Here is an 18,487-nt window from a genome sequence, read left to right on the forward strand (position 1 = left end):
TGAACAATATGTATAAACGAATTTTACTTGCGACTGATGGATCTGAGCATTCACTTAGATCAGCTGAACATGCGATACATTTAGCAAAAAGCAGTGAAGGAACGATTGATGTCGTATTTGTTATTGATGGTGATGCTTCGAAAAAAGATGTACTGCATCACGCGAATAAATTTGAGATTGATAAACGTCGTCGTGAGAAGATCTCGCCAGTTGAAGCAAGGTTGGAAGAAGCAGGTGTCGATTATGACGTACGCATGCTTCACGGTGAACCAGGCCCAGAGATTGTTAAATTTGCTAATAGTGGCGAATATGATATGGCAATTGTTGGTAGCCGTGGTCTGAATCAACTACAAACGCTTGTCTTAGGTAGCGTCAGTCACAAGGTCGCTAAGCGTGTCGAGTGTCCTGTGATGATTATTAAATAAATCACTGTATTTATGAGATAAATGGATTAAGTTTTGAAATAAATAGGGGAAGTTATGTCAAAACTTACGGAGATAATGAAATAAATTGCAAGATGAGGCCAAACGAATGCGTTCGTTTGGCTTCTTTGTTGTGAAATCGAGAAATCTATAGGTGAAATTGATTGGATTCCATCGAGTTTATGACATTTACCATCGGCATCACACCCGTTTCCATCGAGATTTTGAATTTATCATCGTCATCCACTATTTATCATCGAGTTGCATCTACTTACCAGCGAGTCGGATCATTTTACCATCGCCACCATCCAATTTTCCATCGACCGAACAAAACTATGTAAAGATCATGTAAAGTTTCAACAAATCTTGTTGAATTAACTAACACCCCCATTATATAATGTCGATATCGGATTTCGATATCAACCATAAAAGGAGGTTTGCCATGGAAGACAAGGTCTTACGTAAATTGTTTCTCGGATTTATTCATATTCACATTTTGCATCATGCGGCAGAACATCCGATCTATGGGGTCTGGATGGTAGAAGAGTTAAAAGAGCATGGTTACGACATTAGTTCTGGCACGCTCTATCCGATTTTACACTCGATGGAAGCAGACGGGCTACTTACAAAAGAAGAACGCAATGTCGAGGGAAAAATCCGTAAGTATTATACGACGACGGAAAAAGGAGCTTACATTTTACAAGAAGCACGTGAGAAAGCCTACGAACTATTTAAAGAAATCAAATAAAGGGAGGCGTTTATATGCAAGAGCAGAGGAGCAGAATTAAAACGTGGCTCGAAATCTTATTAATCTCAACAAAGCTCGGCTTAACCTCATTCGGAGGACCTGTTGCGCACTTGGCTTATTTTAAAGACGAATACATTGACCGACGAAAATGGCTCGATGATAAAATGTATGCCGACATTATTGCGTTGTGTCAGTTTTTACCTGGACCAGCCAGTTCACAAGTAGGAATATCGATCGGAATGCTCCGAGGTGGTATCATTGGTGGCTTAATTTCATGGTTTGGTTTTACGATTCCATCTGTCATTGTCTTAATCGTATTTGCACTCATGTACCAGACATTCAGCCTAGATGACGCAGGGTTTATTGCTAGCTTGAAAATTGTTGCTGCAGCTGTTGTGTTGCATGCGTTAATCGGACTAGGTCAAAAACTAACCCCAGATAAATCACGGTTAGCGATTGCAATTGTCGCCGCAGCGATTATGCTTCTATATCCATCAGCATGGATGCAGATTCTTGTCATTTTAGCGGCTGCACTGATTGGTTTTACTTTTTTCAAAGACAAAGCTGAATCCAAAGTTCAACCATTTTCGTTTAACATCTCGAAAAAATTAGGAATTGCGTCGCTCGGGACACTCGTGACGATTTTAACCGTGACGCCTTTACTTAACCGTGCGATTGATAATCCATTCCTAAACATATTCGATATATTCTTCCGTGTTGGTTCACTCGTTTTCGGTGGTGGTCATGTTGTCTTACCAATGCTTGAGCGAGAAGTTGTTCCACAAGGTTTGTTATCAGCGAATGAATTCCTAGCTGGTTATGGTATGGCTCAAGCTGTTCCAGGTCCACTGTTCACATTCTCAAGTTATCTTGGAACGATTATGGAAGGTGTCACAGGGGCAGTTGTCGCAACCATTGCAATGTTCTTGCCATCTTTTCTATTATTACTAGCAGCATTGCCATTTTTAAACACATTACGCCAACGCTCATCATTTCAAGGCGTACTCATGGGCGTCAACGCAAGTGTAGTAGGAATCTTATTAGCTGCTTTTTATGATCCCGTTGTCAGCAGTTCAATCATGAACGCACCAGACTTCGTGTTAGCCGTCATTTTATTTGCGCTATTAAACATTTGGAAAGTACCAGCTTGGATGATTGTACTACTAGGTGTTGTCGGTGGATATATTATCCAGTTCATAAGCTAAACACGTCCGTTAGGGGCGTGTTTTTTTAACTAAATAATTTAATTGAAAATTGCGAATATTTACAAAGTGTGTAAGCGTTTACGTTCACACGACAAGCCAAGAGTTGTCGACAATGAATCATTATTCAGTTTTTAGATTTGTGTAAATAATCTGAAAACAATCTAGACACCCGTGAAGACGAGTGATATAGTCATCTTTAAAACATCAGGAGGGATTCATATTGGAACAACTATTAAATCAACCCCTTATTGCGACAACACTCGTATTCGCACTCATTGCATTCGGTGAATGGCTATCGATTAAAACACGGGCACGGGTACCAATGCTATTAACCGCTATGGTCGGTTATTTATTACTCGTTTGGACAGGGGTTTTTCCAGAAGACATATTAGACCGATCACAATTTGCTGGCCTCGGAAATATTTTAATTGCGGTTGCTATTGTACATATGGGCACATTGATGCCGTTGTCTGTTTTAAAAGTTCAATATAAAGCTGTATTTATCGCACTTGCGGGCATAGCAATTGCCGGAGTGATCGTCATCAGCGTCGTTACCTTAATATTTGATTATCAAACGGCTGTTGCAGGTGTTGGACCTCTTAGCGGAGGCGTCGTTGCACTTATTATTACTTCCGAAAAATTAACCGAAATTGGTTTATCCGCTATTGTTGTTATTCCTGCGCTGGTTGTGGCTTTCCAAGGGGTACTCGGAATGCCATTAGCACTTAACTTTATGCGTCGTTATGCAACTATTATTAAAGAAAAAATCGACGCAGGGACTTTTGTTCCCGTGAAAAAAGAAGGCGACAGCGTGAGTGATCAGGAATCATCAGCTGTAGGGAAATCTCAAGTTATACGATTATTCAGTGTCTTTGTTGGTGGTGCAATCGCGATTTCATTAAGCGAACTGACTCCTATTCATTACAGTTTATGGTCACTAGCGATCGGAATCACCGGTTTGAAAGTCGGTTTCTACCAACATGAGTCATTACGTCATGCGAACTCGTTTACGATGACGATGATTGCTATTATTTTCGTCGTAATCGGAACTATGGCTGACGTGACACCAATGCAAGTCGTAGAAAATCTTCCTGCTATTTTAACTATTTTACTAGTTGGTACAGCGAGCATTGCCTTCGGAGGTTGGTTAGCATCGAAACTAGTTGGTTGGCATCCATTTAAAGGTATGCCAGTAGCACTTACAGCCCTATTTGGTTTCCCTGGCGACTATATCGTTTGCGAGGAAGTAAGTCGAAGTACCGCACGTAACAAAGAAGAAGAGAAAATGATATTTGATGAGTTGCTTTCGCCGATGTTAATTGGTGGCTTTACAACTGTCACTATGGCATCCGTCGTTATTGCAGGCATTCTCATTCAAACACTTTAAGGAGGAAAAATTATGACTAAAACAATCATTGAAAATGGACTGGTTATTGATGGACACGGAGGTGCTCCACGTAAAGGAGAAGTTGTTGTCGTTGATGGCAATAAAATAGACTATGTGGGTCCGAAATCTGATTATAACGTTAAAGGTGATGAAGTAGTCGTTGATGCAGAAGGAGGGGCTGTCTTACCTGGATTTATTGATACACATGTCCACATGATGATGGAATATTCGCCTTTATCTGAGCGACTGACAACACCATTCTCATACCGATATTTCCAAGTTCAAGAATATATGAAAGAAACACTGAACGCTGGTGTGACGACAGTGCGTGATGCACTTGGTACAGACTTAGGCGTTAAAAAAGCCGTCCAAAACGGCTTGGTTGATGGGCCGCGTATGCAACTAAGTATTAATGCTTTAACGATTACAGGTGGCCATGGTGACGGGACACAATTGAATGGTGATGTGCTTGATATTCAGCCATCAGATTTCAGAGGTATGCCAGATGGTCGCTGTGACGGCGTTGCTGAAGTGAGGAAAAAGGCGAGAGAAATGTTACGCGCTGGTGCAGAAGTGTTGAAAGTACATGCGACAGGTGGTGTGTTAAGTCCGACAGATCATCCGACATTTACTCAATTTTCACCAGAAGAATTAGAAGCGATTGTGCAAGAAGGTCAATATCGTAATGGTGTGAAGGTTATGGCTCACGCACAAGGTTCTGAAGGCATAAAAAATGCTGTACATGCTGGGATTCACTCGATTGAACACGGTATATTTGTCGATGAAGAAGCAGCTGATTTAATGGTCGAAAATGGTACCTATTTAGTGCCGACGTTGCTAGCTCCAGTATCCGTGTTAGAAACAGCAGATGAGAAAGGAATGCCACAATCCGCGGTTGATAAGACGAAGGAAGTGATTGAATCTCATCGTAAAAGCGTTAAGCTTGCCTATGATAAAGGTGTCAAAATCGCCATGGGAACAGACGCAGGTGTGATGAAACATGGAACGAACTTGCGTGAATTAGCTTTAATGAATGAAGCTGGTGTGGATGCGATGGATACGATCGTGATGACGACAAAAAATGCTGCCGAATGTCTCGGTTGGGGTGATCAAGTGGGAACACTAGAAGCTGGTAAACTCGCTGACGTTGTCATTACGAAAGGAAATCCAGTAGAAGAATTGGACCAACTGCAGGATCATGATTATATTCGCTATGTTATGAAAGACGGTCAAGTCGAGAAAGATGCGCGTTAAGTTTTTCTTAAAAAGGAAGCAGGATTGTCAGTAAGACGACGGGTTTTTCACAATCCTGCTAAAGAATATTTTTCAACTCTAGTCAGTCGTTATCTTTGCGGCTGGCTTTTTGTTGTGTGAAAAAGAAACTGATAATCACAACCGCTAGTAAGCCAGCAATACAGAGTGAACTGTAAGCAATAACAGGATACTCTAATCGATTAATCGTGATTCCTATGAGTGCCCAAATCATAACGATTGGAAACCAAACATCGCCTGTTCGACCTAGACCGATGATCGCAGAAATAGCAGCGAGCCAAATGAAGAATAGTGTTCCAATAACAGGAGGAACCCACGTGAACCCATCATTCACGTTAATCACAATGGCAATACTAATTAAGGTAGCAACCGTAACCCAAGCCAAGTAAATTGATATTGGAAATCGCCAAGCTTGACTTACTTCAGTGTTGGAAATTCGACGGTAACTTATTAATAAAGTAATCCATAATGCAACAATCGCTAATAACGCTAAGCCGAACCATTCATAATGAAAGAAAACGAGCCACGCCATGTTGAATATGTGGCTGGCAATCAAACTATAGCCTAGTGATTCTGTGACGAGATCACCATTTGGACTAATAAACAGCATGATTACCCATATAATCAGGGAACCGTAAATTAACCCCCAAATAGCAAATGTATAGTCAGCAGGAATTAATAACACATTTAATCCATCAGAAATTTCACCCGTTGTTTGTCCATTTAATGGTAGGAGATTTGCGTATACATTAAATCCGAGCATAAGCAATAGCATAATCAGGTTAAGTACCTTCAGCCCCATGCAACCACCCTTTCACCTAGTATAGTATAAGTTATGATAAGTAGGACGAGGTTATGTTTTGAAAACAGAGGGAATACCTGTTATAATTATTTTAAATTCAAGATAAATTGAAATGGAGGCTTTAATCTTATGGAAGGTTTGCGTGGCATGCACCATGTTACTGCGATTACAAGCAGTGCAGAAGAGAATTATAAGTTTTTCACATACACATTAGGCATGCGATTAGTCAAAAAAACTGTCAATCAAGATGATATTCAGACGTATCATTTGTTTTTTGCTGATGATAAAGGAAGTCCAGGTACGGATATGACGTTCTTCGATTTTCCAGGTGTTCCAAAAGGGCGTCACGGAACGGATGAGATCTTCTTAACTTCATTCCGAGTGCCAAGTGACGAAGCGCTTGATTACTGGGTGAAGCGGTTTGATCGACTAGGTGTCGAGCATGACGGGATCCAAACACAATTCGGTAAGCAGGTACTGCCGTTTGTAGATTTTGATGATCAGCAATATCAACTTATTTCCGATGAGCATAATCAAGGTGTCGTATCAGGTACACCATGGCAAGATGGACCTATTCCGTTAGAATACGCGATTACGGGACTTGGGCCGTTACATGTTCGTGTTTCGGAAATTGAACGAATCAAACTTGTCCTAGAACGTGTTTACGGATTCACAGAAATTGCTCAAGCAGATGGCTTTTATTTATTCGAAGTGGGTGAAGGTGGTAATGGCGCACAAGTCATCATCGAACACAACAATGAGTTACCGCAAGCTCGTCAAGGATATGGAACAGTCCACCATGCAGCTTTTCGTGTACCTGACGAAGATGCTCTTAAACAATGGCTTGATGTCTATAACCAAGTTGGCCTGCCGAACTCAGGGCTTGTCGACCGTTTCTATTTCCAGTCGCTTTACGCCCGTGTTGCACCACAAATCTTATTTGAACTGGCAACAGATGGACCTGGATTTATGGGCGATGAGCCACACGAGACACTTGGTGAAGAACTTGCTCTACCACCATTTTATGAAGACAAACGTGAAGAAATTGAAGCTCAAGTTCGTCATATAGATACAGTTCGTAGTACGATTAATTTTGAAAAAGAATACGAATAAACGAGAAAACAGCCTTGCGAACAATAATTTGCAGGGCTGTTTTCTTGTTATCACATAAACAAAAGCCGCTTTCACTAGTGAAAGCGGCTTTTGTTTATAAAGCATCGACATGTGTTAAAAAATATTGCTGTTTGTACTTAAGTGGTGTCGTATTCATGTACCTTTTGAACGTACGAATAAAGTAGCTTTGACTGCCAAAACCATATTTTTCGCCAATCTCAGTTAAAGTCAGTCGAGACTCTTTAATATCAAACGCAGCTTCTTGTATTTTTCGGCGATTGACATAAGATCCGATCGTCTCATCCATTTCTGTTTTGAAGATATTACATAAGTGAGACGTTGAAACCTCTAAAGCCTCGGAAATCCACTTTAAAGTTAGATGGCTTCCTTCGATATTTTCATTTATTAGATTCAAGATTCGTCCCATGGTCGGAGTGTATTCAATAAGTGCTACACACCCTATGATGTCATGGATGACTTTGTCTATAAACCATGGGATTAAGGACATAAATTCTGCCACTGTTTGCCAATTCTCCACGATTGCAATGATGGCTAGCCCATTCCCCAAATGAGCTGTTTGCAACCTTCCCCTAAGGGTGAATCTTCGGATAATCTCAGTGATCAGACTCGTAAAATAAATTCTAAATATTAATAAATGATCTTCCTCAGGTATCTCCAGCAATTGGAAGCACAGCTCGGTTAATTCATGTTCCGCCGCCATCTGATCTTTCTTCTCCAGACAGGATATGACTTTTGGATCGAATTCCTCAATCGCTTCTTTTAAGGCAAGCAATTGAAAAAGCTGCGAATCCTGGTTCGATTCGTCTGGTGACATGAATTCTTTTATCATCTCCGTCACCTCGAAATACGCTGTGTATTTCCCCTATTAAAGATCACCCGAGCCAATCGTAACGAAGATTCACCTCCTAACTTCTCTATGTATGTACACCTAAAAGTTTATTTTCACAATATTGAAATAATTATAGTCTTATTATACAAGAAAATAGTCCGATCTTACAACTTTTATTTTTTGAAAATTCTAAACTAAGAACTATCAGGGGGAAGTGAGACAAAATTTGAAAGGAGGTAACAGAATGAAACATGTGAAGGTCGTTTCGCTGATGTCAATCTTGTTGCTACTGGTCAATCCAATTTTACCTTCTGTTACAGCATCGGCTAATTCAATGTTTTCGCAAGATGAAGGTAAATTCACGATTCAACAAGTGGACCATTCGCAAGATTCTATTCAGTGGAAAGTCACAATGCTAGTAGAGGAGGGAACTGAAGACAGTTCAACTGCATCAATCAACTTTGGTAATGGATTGAGTTATGGTCAAGTGTTATCCAAAACGCACAATGGCTCAACGTCCAATTTTGATGTACACCAATCTGGATCAGGCTACCAAGTTAATCTACCTGTCGATCCAGGCCTTTATCAAATGACATTCACGACAGCCATAATTAACCAAGAAGTGGCGAACTTCAAATTCAAAGTTGATGGCTCTTATCAGGGTGTCACAGCATTTGATGAAGTCAAAATTGTCCCAGACATGAACGTTGAATTAACCATACAACAAAAGTGGATTGGTGTACCAGACGATGTCAATTTACCAAGTGTTGAATACCAAATTCATGATGCCAGTGGAAATGTCGCCCAAGATAAAGCGATATCTGGTGAAGAATCAAGCTTCAAGTTTACGAGTTTACCGAAATATACCACGGATGGCACTCTGATTCAATACTCGCCAGTCAGTTTACCAGTAGACAATTTCGAAACCGAACGAAACGGAAATGTCTTTACTCATACTTATATGGCACCTAAGGAAAAAGACACTTCTAATCAGGACAACGAATCTGGTCAATCAGGAGAAGAGGAGACGAAAGAAGATTCTGACCCTGACCCAGCGGAAGATGAGAAAGAAGAACAATCTTCAAATGAAGATGAGTTAGAGGAAGAGGCAAATGATTCAACAGAACAGCAAGAATCTGAGGAATCGACTAATGAAAAATCAGAAAAAAATAAGAGTGAAGATAAAGACTTAGAAAGCGAGTTGGATGAAAAGGATACAGAAGAATCAGAAACTCAAGATTCATCTCAATCAAAAGATGATTACACGGTCATGAATCATGATGAATTAAATGAGTATCATGTGGACACTGGCGGTATCGTGAACGCAACAGAATTAAGTGGATCTTCAACTAATAAACACACTTATCCAGAGCTCATTTGGAGTTACCAAGGGACAGTTTACTTAGCTGTTGAATCAACACACGGAGTTGAAGGCGTTTCTATTAATGGGGTGTCGTCAATTGACATTGATCATTTTAGTCCTGGAGTGGATATTATTGTGGATCAAACAACGTATGCACATACGGATCCTCAAGGTAATACAGATGATGCACATTGGTCCGTTGCGAAATTTAATATAGCCGATTTAGAACTTACGGACGGTGGGCTATTTGACATTATTATAGACAGTAATGTTGGTGGTGGACACGATGTAGACGGTCATTTTGAAGTTGTTGTTCCAAAAGGGGATAAAGTAGGAGAGAAAGTGTGGAGTGGAGAAGGTCCGAAATCTGCTATTACCTTAAAACTAATACATTCAAGCACAAACGTTGAACCAGTAGTTATAGATTCAGGGGTAGTGGATGGTTCTGAAGATGAAGCATGGACCTATATATGGGAAAATGTGAACCTTTATGACTCCTATGGTCAGCCATATTCTTTTAGTGTTGATGAAGAAGATGTACCAGTTAATTACGAAAAAACCTTAGACGGCATGAAAGTCATAAATACGTATAATCCCGAAAAAATTTCTATAGATGTGAAAAAAGAATGGATTGGAGATAAAGCCGAATCAGCTACTTTTGAATTATTAGTAAATGGCGATAAAGTTGATGAACTAACATTGAATAGTGAACCATGGGAAGGATCATTTAATAATCTCAATAAGTTTGATGATCAAGGTGATCCCATTGCTTATAACGTTCAAGAAAAAGAAATAACCAATTTCACTTCAGAACGTACAGGGTCAATAGAAGAAGGATTTACATTCACTAATATCAACGTAAGTACAACATCAATCAATGTTCTAAAAGAATGGGATGGAACTATTGCAGGACCGATTGACGTGCAATTGTACAAAAACCAGGAACCTTTTGGTAACACAATAACGTTAAATGATGAAAATGATTGGTCGCATACTTTTAGCGGACTACGAAAATTTGATCCCGTTACTGGAGAAGTAAATGATTATGATGTTGAAGAAATTGGGGTCCCTGAAGGCTACAAAGTTACTTATTCAAATGACAACACGGGTGATATAAGAATACTGAATACGCACCTGGAAGGTGGAAAAGTAACGGTTGAGTATGTGGATCTTGATGGCAATGTCTTAGATGAAGGTATAGAAAAAACAGGGATGTTCGGAGAGGCATATAACACTGAAGAAAAAGATATAACAGGTTATCGATTTGTGAAATTAGCTGACGAATCAGCTTCAGCATCGGGAACATTCACTTTAGAACCTCAAACGGTAACTTATGTATATGAAAAGATTCTTGGATCACTAACGGTTGAGAAAACAAACCAATTAGGTGATTTAATTACTTCTGATTCAGCAACCTTCAGGCTAGAAAGTTTAGATACTTTAAGTGATTATGAGGAAACGCTTACCACTTCAAATGGAAAAGCTGAATTTGAAAATTTAGAGTTAGGAACCTATTTGCTTTATGAAGAAAAAGCACCTGAAGGTTTTAGCAAACGGACACAACCTATTGAAATTGTCATTAGTGAAAGCGGAGATAGTGAAGACGACAACGGAGAGCATGCTGTTGAAGTCGTAACTAACTCACCTATAGGTTGGGAAATTCCTGAAACAGGTGGAGTCGGAGCCAATGGATTCTATCTGGTTGGTACATTATTGATGCTCGCAGCAGGATATGTCCTTTGGCGTAGAAAGCGACAAGCTCATGATTAAGCAAGTGAATGATCGGTTGTTGAACCTTAAGTTGATTGAAAATTTGGGAGGGAAGAAAATGACGAAAAAATGGTTTTCAGTGTCGATGATTTTAGCGTTGGTTTTCACATTGTTAGTACCGTTCGGAGCGTTAAGTGCGGATGGTCATGAAAATAATGAACCCGTATTTTCAGAAGAAACAGGGAGTCTGACGATTTACAAATACGCTTTAGAAACTGATGAGTTAGACAGTGGTGAACCAGGTACGGGTGAGCCTGAACAAGGAGTTCCTGAGGAAGCGGAAGAGCTTGATGGAGTCGTTTTTAAAATCACACAAACTCATTCATTCAATCCAAACTCCAATCAATGGGTAGAACTAGAAGAACCAATTGAAACGTTTTCTGACGAAACGGCCAATGGCATGACGGAATTCGAAAATCTTCCACTTGGTCGATACACTGTGGTTGAACATTCAGGTCCTGACCATGTCAATTTAAATTCAGAAGAATTCACAGTGGAAATTCCGATGACGAACGAAGATGGATCGAGTGTTAATTACGATGTCACGATCTATCCTAAAAACGAAGTAATTAGAGGAGCTGTTCAATTACAGAAAGTGGATGAAACTGGCGAACCGATGGCTGGTGTGAATTTCACACTACACGGTGAAAATTTAGACGAAGGTCAAGAGACACAATTCACAACGAACGAAGCTGGTGTCATTCAAGTCGATGGTCTTAGATACGGTGACTACTACTTTACAGAAGACGCCCCGCCTTCAGGGTATGTCGGCACAGGTGATCATCAACACGACTTTAGTATTACTGACACAGGATCTTTTGCGAATAGTGACCAAACAGGTGAAGTTGAAGAAGTGATGGTGACTAACTTCCCAGAAACGACGATCGACAAAGTAGCAAATCTTGAAATGAATCAAATTAATCGTGAAGAAGACTTTGATTATACGTTAACCATCGACATTCCAGAGGATATCGCAAGTTATGAGCAATTTGAAATTGTTGATGAGCTGGATGAAGATCTTAACTTCACAGGAGATTATACCATTACAGCTGATGGTGATGACGTGAGTGATGCCTTTGATGGCCCATCAGAAAATGATTCTATCTTACAGTGGAATGCTACTGATTTTAATCTGTTAGATGGTAAGGACCAATTGTCGATCACGTTCACTGTTTATATTGATGGAGAAGCTAATGAATCAGCAATCGAAAACAGTGCAGAAGTTCATTACGAAAATCAATTCAATGTGAATGATACTGTAGATTCCAATACCACTAAAGTTACACCGACAATTGGGTCTATCACGTTGTTTAAACGAGATGCTGAAAATGAAGAATTATTAGACGGTGCTAAATTCCAATTATGGGATGATAACGGTGAAGAAGTTGAAGGAGTTAAAACAGGTGATAACGGTGAGTTTTACTGGGGTGACCTTGATTACGGTGAATATTATTTAGAAGAAGTGAAGGCGCCCAATGGTTATAACCTTCCACAGAAAATGTTTGATGTTCAAGTCACGGGTGAAGATGGAAATGTTGAAATGACGGTCTTTAATGAAGAGGGGGAAAATGAACTACCAGCAACAGGTGGTATCGGAACCTCTCTCTTCACGGCAATTGGATTGACATTAATGACCATTGCGCTTGTTATTTACTTCAGAAGACGTCATCAATTAGCCTAATAGCTTATGAGAAAGAGAGTTTCGGCTCTCTTTCTCATTACATAGAACAAGGAGGAGGTCGGTATAGGTGAAAATGAAACTATTATTAAGTGCTCTATTCTTAATCGGGCTTAGTATTTTTGCCTATCCGATTGTAGGGAATTGGATGGCGACTCAAACACATTATGAAGTGATTGAAAATAGTGAAGCTGCACTTGAAGCGGCGAACCCAGACGATATTTCGAACGAACGAGAAGCAGCTGAAGCATTTAATGAGGACATGATAAGAGGGCAGGTTTCATTTTCGGATCCGTTCGATGAATCTAATCCTTCAAATGAACAGGAAGATTTCCCGAGTTATTACTCAATGCTTGATATTGGTGAATCGATGGGAACAATTGAAATACCCGATATAAATGTAAAACTCCCGATTTATCACGGAACGGATGAAGATGTGTTGCAAGCAGGTGTAGGTCACTTGTCTAATACTTCCTTACCAATTGGCGGATTAGGGACACATTCTGTACTAACAGGACATCGTGGCTTACCGAGCGCTAAAATGTTCCGCGATCTAGATGAGTTGGAAGTCGGCGATCAGTTTTATGTATCATCACTAGGTGAGAAGATGGCATATGAAGTCTATGAAACACAAATCGTTTTACCGCACGAAACAGATTGGCTAACGTATGAAGACAATCAGGAACTCATGACACTTATTACGTGTGATCCCTACATGATTAATAGTCACCGCTTGTTATTACATGCTGAACGAGTGCCTTATCATGATGTAGAACAAATGATGGCAGCCCCGCAACTGACACAATTGCCTGAAGAACAACAAGGTTACTTCTGGTATGTCATGAGTGCGGTGGTTATAACGGGGATGATAAGTGGCATATTCTTCATCCGTCATAGAAGACGAAAGGATGTGGATGAATAGTGAGAAAAAATTGGTGGCTAGTTATCATATTTCTCATAGGCTTAGCCGTTTTGTTATATCCACATGTGATGCAATTAATTAATGGTGAAGTGGCTGAGGCAAAAGTATATGAAGTTCAAGAAACATGGAATAAATTATCAAAAAGAGACCGAACAGAAATAAGAGAAGAAGCGAGTGAATATAATGAAGAAATTAAAAAAAGGGGACGTGTCGGTACAGACTTAGAAAATATTGATTTCACTGACTCAATTCAAGATAGTCTGACTACAGGTTCAAATGGTACAGAAGATAATAGGCGAGACCGAGGTGAAGAAGTTAATACTTCTAATGCTTATGCCGTTATTGACGTTCCTCGATTAAATTTAAGGTTACCGATTTATCCTGATTCAAGTCGTTGGTCACTTGCAAATGGGGTAGGTGTGGTGCCAGGATCATCAATGCCAGTTGGTGGAGCAGATACCCATACGGTGTTAGCAGGCCACAGGGGTATGGCTACAAAGGTTATGTTTCGACACTTAGATCAATTAAGCATAGGAGATGTGTTTCATATTGAAAGTATCAGCGGTCGATTAACATACCGTGTTGTTCAAACAGATGTCATTCGTCCAAATGAAACAGAATCTCTAGGCATTCAAAATGGTGAAGATTTAGCAACTTTAGTTACCTGTCACCCTCATGGTTCCAATGCTTTTCGATTAATTGTTCAAGGAAAGAGGGTTAATGAATAACCACCATAACATATGAGAAGGCAGGTTCATGAAACCTGTCTTTCTTCGTGCACCGAAATAGTGAGCATTAAGAACTAGAAATGACAAACTTTATGGTATAATGGTACTAATATCGAAACACGTAGGAATGGGAGGGTTAAGGTGTGAAAAGTTATGAAGATACCTTTAAAATTGAGCAATTAAAGTTGAATGGTCGCCAAACCCGAAAGCAATTTCATTCATTAGAAAAGGAAGAACGATTTTTCGATTTATTTCTTCAAGGTGACCCTGCCTGTCTAGAATTAGCACAAGAGTTTGATGACTTTGATGATTCTGATTTAGCCAATGGAGATATTCTTCGCAGTCGTAAAAATAAACTGATCGTTGCATGTGCTATATTGACACGGCGAATGATTAATCTAGGGATTAATCACCAAGAAATGTATTTAGAAAGTGATAGTTGGATTAATTTAGTTGAGGAAAAGGAAACAGAAGATCAATTAAAGAGATTGCAACAAGCATTACTTATTCATTTTTTAGGTCTTGTTCAAGAACATTTACACATTCATTACAGCGAAACCGTTCGGCGCAGCATGCTTTATGTCCGACAAAATCTTACTGATGATCTCAGTTTAAAAACAATTGCTAAAGCAGTCCATGTTCATCCTAATTATTTATCATATCTGTTTAAAAAAGAAACGAAGATCGGATTGTCAGAATACGTGTCTCAAATGAGAATTGATGAAGCTAAAATAAGGCTGAGATACTCACCTCAGTCAATCCGAGATATCGCAACTGATTTAGGTTTTTCTCAGCCTAGTTATTTTACGTTTCAATTTCGGAAAACTGTCGGGATGACCCCAACTGAATTTCGAGAAACTCATTTGTTATGATTCTGCTGAATACATGGTTTGAATGTAAGCTGGAAGAGGATTTTCTTCGGTAAGGCTACGATGAATTTCGATCTTTTTCCGTTTTGGTAACCGTACTAAACCTTCAGTCGTTAACTTTTTTAAGGTGCCTGTAATGGCTTCGCGAGTAACACCAATCATATTGGCTAGTTCTTGATGAGTTAGTGGAAACTCAATTTCACAGTACTCCAAATCAGCTGTTTCGTGGCCGTAACGATTATATAGATTTTGTAATAAGTAAATTAAGCGTTCACGGACATCATATAAGGCCATATACTTCATCATTTCCTCACGTTCTTGTAAACGCTCACTTAGTAATTCGATCACTCGATTTAATAATGTTGGGTGTTTTTTTGAAAGCTCGTTAAACGCTGATTCCGAAATACTACAAAGATGAGTAGGTTCTAACGTTTCAATATAAACATTTTCAATTCCAAGAGAGAAAGTATTAATCTTTCCATAAGTACTGCCTGGCCCTAACATTGAGTAAGTAAATTGTCGTCCTTCTTCATTAATTGAATAAATTCTCACACTTCCAGCTTTAATAAAATAGAGTTCTTTCACCGGATCATCTGGGCGTTGAATAATTGTGTAACGTTTGAGGTAATTATGGTGAATACACTCTAGAGCTTCTTCTGCAATCTCAGATGGCAACGTCTCAAAAAAGCCAATTCTTGATAAGTACCACAGTTTACTATACTCCATTTTCCCCACCCTTTAAATCATTTGATAAGTATAATTATACAATAATCTTGAATATAAAGCCTGGTTATTCCACAACTCCTTAAAAAGCTAATATATATCTTAAAATAATCATATAACGAACAAAAAATATCAAATTAAGTATATTTTTAGCATTTTTCATCAAAAATAATAAAATAATTCGAAAATCGTTCTTTATTGTGAACTAGTTAACGGAAAAATTACACTTAACCAGATATTATAAATATACAGATCACCCCCAGCAAGTGATTTGTAAGCCAATCGAATACTTTTTGATGTGCCTGCTAAATCCCCTAACACTGTTACATTATGTAACAGAGCAGGCTCTTTTTTTGTTTAAAATCAATAATATTATAACCTATTCACTTTATAGTTCGATTATAATATGGGACAACATTTTGAGAATAGCTAGACTAACGTTGTTTCAATTTTGATTGACTAGCATAAATAAAGCTATGGGGGTGAAAATATGAAAATACGTGATTTACGTGGCCAAACAATGGGTGGAAATACCAAACGTGACGTAGTTAATCATATTGTGCGCCATCATAGTGCGACCACTTCAGGTAATGTGAATACATTCGAGCGCTATTGGCGTTCGAAAGGTTGGGAAACGGGTGGCTATCATGAAATTATTTTGAGGGATGGTACTGTTGAAAGGTGTTATGACTGGAATGTGATCGCAAATGGTGTGAAAGGACATAATAGTGACTCGTATCATATTTGTCTAGTAGGACGAGGTCAGTTTACTGATGAGCAGGAGCGTATATTTGAAGAACGGGTAAACACTTTGATGGATCAATTCGAACTTGAAGTGAGTGTCATTGTTGGACACCGTGAATTAGCAGGTGGAGGCACACAATGCCCTGGGATCAATATGGATGAAGTGCGTTCGAGTTTGAGAAATGGACAAACATCTAGGTTATTGCGTTTAGGTGACCAAGGAGATGCGGTAAAACAGTTGCAGGTGACATTAATTAATAGAGGTTATGATTTGTCTCAATATGGAACTGACGGCATATTTGGAAGTGAAACAGAAGATGCTGTTATATCGTTGCAACAGGATGGAAATATCACAGTGGATGGCATCGTTGGCCCAGAAACGCGTGATGTTTTAAATCGCAATCGAATACTTCCTAATGGGATTTACCAAAGAGGGAGTCAAGGCGGTGAAGTTAAACGAATCCAATCGGCATTAGATGAATTAGGATTTTCCCTAGGTCCTATTGATGGTATTTATGGACCGAAAACAGAAAAAGCGATCGAACGATTTCAGAGTAAATTTGTTCCGAATGAAGTCGATCGAATCTATGGACCAAATACAAGAGAAGCTATGTTAAGCGCGTTAACTTAGGTTAACGCGCTTGTTTTAATGAAGTGGCTTTTACGACGAGAATAACACTAGTTAATAGACCAATAATGGCTGTTGCGGCTAGAACAGTGTGGATGGATATACCAAAGCCGACAAACAGCGATACAAAGGCAAATGCAACAGGGGCGACCCCTTCAGAAGCAACGGTAGCAATACTCATCACACGGCCTTGTTTATCAAAAGACGTATATTCTTGAATAACACTCAAAGATTGTAAGTAAACAATCATCGCCGCAAAACCAACGATTGCAGCTAAAATCATTAGGGCAGGTAAAATGGTCATTTGACTAAAGAATAAAAAGCCAATCATTGTTATGACTAGAGTTAATAATATCATTCGACCACGTCGACTGCTTGCTGCTAAACGGTAAACTATGATGCTACCAGAGAATGTTCCAACTGATAAACCCACTTCAAGCATGCTTAATTGGAAGGCTGAACCCCCGATTGAATCAATAATTAACGGAAAGCTAATAATAATAGGTCCAATTACAAATAAGTTAACAGCACTAATGGTCATAATCCCTGATGAAATAATCGGTGAATCTTTTATGTAGCGCAAGCCTAGAATAAAATCGTTTTTAACTTCACGCAATTCAGTTTGGCCAGTAGGTTTAGCGTCTTGAATAAAACCAGGGTAGACAAATATAACTGATAAAGCGACGAAACAAGCTGCAACTGACACAGTCACACCAAATGTAGAGATGGTTAGAAGCCCGCCTGCAATAACAGGACCAAACATAAACATGAGTTCAATTGATCCATGAAAGAGTGAGTTAGCACGTTGAATATTTTGATGACCTACCAAATTAGGAATTAAAGCTGTCACAGCAGGGTAGAAGAAGGCATCTAAAAATCCAAATAAAAAAGTGATAACAAACAAGCCCAAGATTCCGAGTTGATCAAGACTAATGAAGATAGCCATCGCGCTAATTAACACGGTTTGTAGCAAGTTTGTGATAAACATTATTTGTGATTTCTTTACACGATCTGCAATAACACCGCCTAAAATCATCATTATAACGCGTGGTATCGTGATCATCATAAGGACAACGCCAACAAGAGCTGGACGTTCTAAAACATCGATGACAAACCACGACGTCGTTAAAAACAACATCGCAAAGCCAAGCATTGCAAAAATTCCAGCGGTCCAGACGAGTAAAAATGGTTTATTGTTCCGTAGTCGGTTTGGGGCTTCTGTCATGTTGGATTGTCCTTTCGTTCATGTATTTCCGGCTATCA

Annotated in this window: 16 protein-coding genes; 12 read left to right on the forward strand and 4 right to left on the reverse strand. The window is 39.3% G+C overall.

The annotated features are described in order from the left end of the window. Nucleotides 1-8 precede the first annotated feature (8 nt). From ACKXGF_RS05620 to ACKXGF_RS05640, 5 genes are all read left to right on the forward strand, one after another. Nucleotides 9-425, forward strand: a complete 417-nt coding sequence (locus ACKXGF_RS05620; RefSeq protein WP_411955237.1) for a universal stress protein — start codon at nt 9-11, stop codon at nt 423-425. A gap of 439 nt (nt 426-864) precedes the next feature. After that, nucleotides 865-1,170 (forward strand): PadR family transcriptional regulator, encoded by a 306-nt coding sequence (locus ACKXGF_RS05625; RefSeq protein ID WP_411955238.1) that lies wholly within the window; start codon nt 865-867, stop codon nt 1,168-1,170. A gap of 14 nt (nt 1,171-1,184) precedes the next feature. Continuing rightward, the gene (chrA, locus tag ACKXGF_RS05630; RefSeq protein ID WP_411955239.1) at nt 1,185-2,375 is read left to right on the forward strand and encodes a chromate efflux transporter; all 1,191 of its coding nucleotides are present in this window, start codon (nt 1,185-1,187) and stop codon (nt 2,373-2,375) included. A gap of 220 nt (nt 2,376-2,595) precedes the next feature. Continuing rightward, complete coding sequence (locus tag ACKXGF_RS05635) at nt 2,596-3,762, forward strand: hypothetical protein (RefSeq protein ID WP_411955241.1); 1,167 nt, start codon at nt 2,596-2,598, stop codon at nt 3,760-3,762. Nucleotides 3,763-3,774: 12 nt separating this feature from the next. Next, nucleotides 3,775-5,016 (forward strand): amidohydrolase family protein, encoded by a 1,242-nt coding sequence (locus ACKXGF_RS05640; protein ID WP_411955242.1) that lies wholly within the window; start codon nt 3,775-3,777, stop codon nt 5,014-5,016. An 82-nt stretch (nt 5,017-5,098) separates the two neighbouring features. Here ACKXGF_RS05640 and ACKXGF_RS05645 read toward each other — a convergent pair whose 3' ends face one another. Beyond that, complete coding sequence (locus ACKXGF_RS05645) at nt 5,099-5,836, reverse strand: tryptophan-rich sensory protein (RefSeq protein WP_411955243.1); 738 nt, start codon at nt 5,834-5,836, stop codon at nt 5,099-5,101. A gap of 129 nt (nt 5,837-5,965) precedes the next feature. Between ACKXGF_RS05645 and ACKXGF_RS05650 the strand changes: the two genes are divergently transcribed. Continuing rightward, nucleotides 5,966-6,949 carry a ring-cleaving dioxygenase gene (locus ACKXGF_RS05650; RefSeq protein ID WP_411955244.1) on the forward strand — a complete coding sequence of 328 codons (984 nt, stop codon included), beginning with the start codon at nt 5,966-5,968 and terminating at the stop codon, nt 6,947-6,949. Between the two features lie 94 nt (nt 6,950-7,043). Here ACKXGF_RS05650 and ACKXGF_RS05655 read toward each other — a convergent pair whose 3' ends face one another. Next, on the reverse strand, nt 7,044-7,799 hold the full coding sequence (locus ACKXGF_RS05655) for a helix-turn-helix transcriptional regulator (RefSeq protein ID WP_411955245.1): 756 nt from the start codon (nt 7,797-7,799) through the stop codon (nt 7,044-7,046). A gap of 244 nt (nt 7,800-8,043) precedes the next feature. On the opposite strand from ACKXGF_RS05655, the gene ACKXGF_RS05660 reads away from it, so the two are divergent. The 5 genes from ACKXGF_RS05660 to ACKXGF_RS05680 all read left to right on the forward strand — a co-directional run bounded on the left by ACKXGF_RS05660 (nt 8,044) and on the right by ACKXGF_RS05680 (nt 15,132). After that, complete coding sequence (locus ACKXGF_RS05660) at nt 8,044-10,932, forward strand: Cna B-type domain-containing protein (protein WP_411955246.1); 2,889 nt, start codon at nt 8,044-8,046, stop codon at nt 10,930-10,932. 58 nt (nt 10,933-10,990) lie between these two features. Next, nucleotides 10,991-12,613 carry a SpaA isopeptide-forming pilin-related protein gene (locus ACKXGF_RS05665; RefSeq protein ID WP_411955247.1) on the forward strand — a complete coding sequence of 541 codons (1,623 nt, stop codon included), beginning with the start codon at nt 10,991-10,993 and terminating at the stop codon, nt 12,611-12,613. Between the two features lie 73 nt (nt 12,614-12,686). Continuing rightward, a complete protein-coding gene (locus ACKXGF_RS05670; protein WP_411955558.1) occupies nt 12,687-13,532 on the forward strand; it encodes a class C sortase in 846 nt (281 codons plus the stop codon). Beyond that, on the forward strand, nt 13,532-14,260 hold the full coding sequence (locus ACKXGF_RS05675) for a class C sortase (RefSeq protein WP_411955248.1): 729 nt from the start codon (nt 13,532-13,534) through the stop codon (nt 14,258-14,260). Before ACKXGF_RS05670 ends, ACKXGF_RS05675 begins: the two co-directional genes overlap by 1 nt. Nucleotides 14,261-14,403: 143 nt before the next feature. After that, nucleotides 14,404-15,132, forward strand: a complete 729-nt coding sequence (locus tag ACKXGF_RS05680; protein ID WP_411955249.1) for a helix-turn-helix domain-containing protein — start codon at nt 14,404-14,406, stop codon at nt 15,130-15,132. Here ACKXGF_RS05680 and ACKXGF_RS05685 read toward each other — a convergent pair. Continuing rightward, nucleotides 15,127-15,855: a Crp/Fnr family transcriptional regulator gene (locus tag ACKXGF_RS05685; RefSeq protein ID WP_167263812.1), complete on the reverse strand. Its 729-nt coding sequence runs from the start codon at nt 15,853-15,855 to the stop codon at nt 15,127-15,129. The two genes, ACKXGF_RS05680 and ACKXGF_RS05685, sit on opposite strands and share 6 nt — an antisense overlap. Nucleotides 15,856-16,342: 487 nt before the next feature. Between ACKXGF_RS05685 and ACKXGF_RS05690 the strand changes: the two genes are divergently transcribed. Beyond that, nucleotides 16,343-17,227, forward strand: a complete 885-nt coding sequence (locus ACKXGF_RS05690) for an N-acetylmuramoyl-L-alanine amidase (RefSeq protein WP_167263810.1) — start codon at nt 16,343-16,345, stop codon at nt 17,225-17,227. 1 nt (nt 17,228) lies between these two features. On the opposite strand, the gene ACKXGF_RS05695 is transcribed toward ACKXGF_RS05690, so the two are convergent. After that, on the reverse strand, nt 17,229-18,449 hold the full coding sequence (locus ACKXGF_RS05695) for an MFS transporter (protein WP_411955250.1): 1,221 nt from the start codon (nt 18,447-18,449) through the stop codon (nt 17,229-17,231). Nucleotides 18,450-18,487 lie beyond the last annotated feature (38 nt).

The organism is Alkalibacillus sp. S2W (genome assembly GCF_046764385.1).
In the GTDB taxonomy this organism is placed as follows: domain Bacteria; phylum Bacillota; class Bacilli; order Bacillales; family Alkalibacillaceae; genus Alkalibacillus; species Alkalibacillus almallahensis.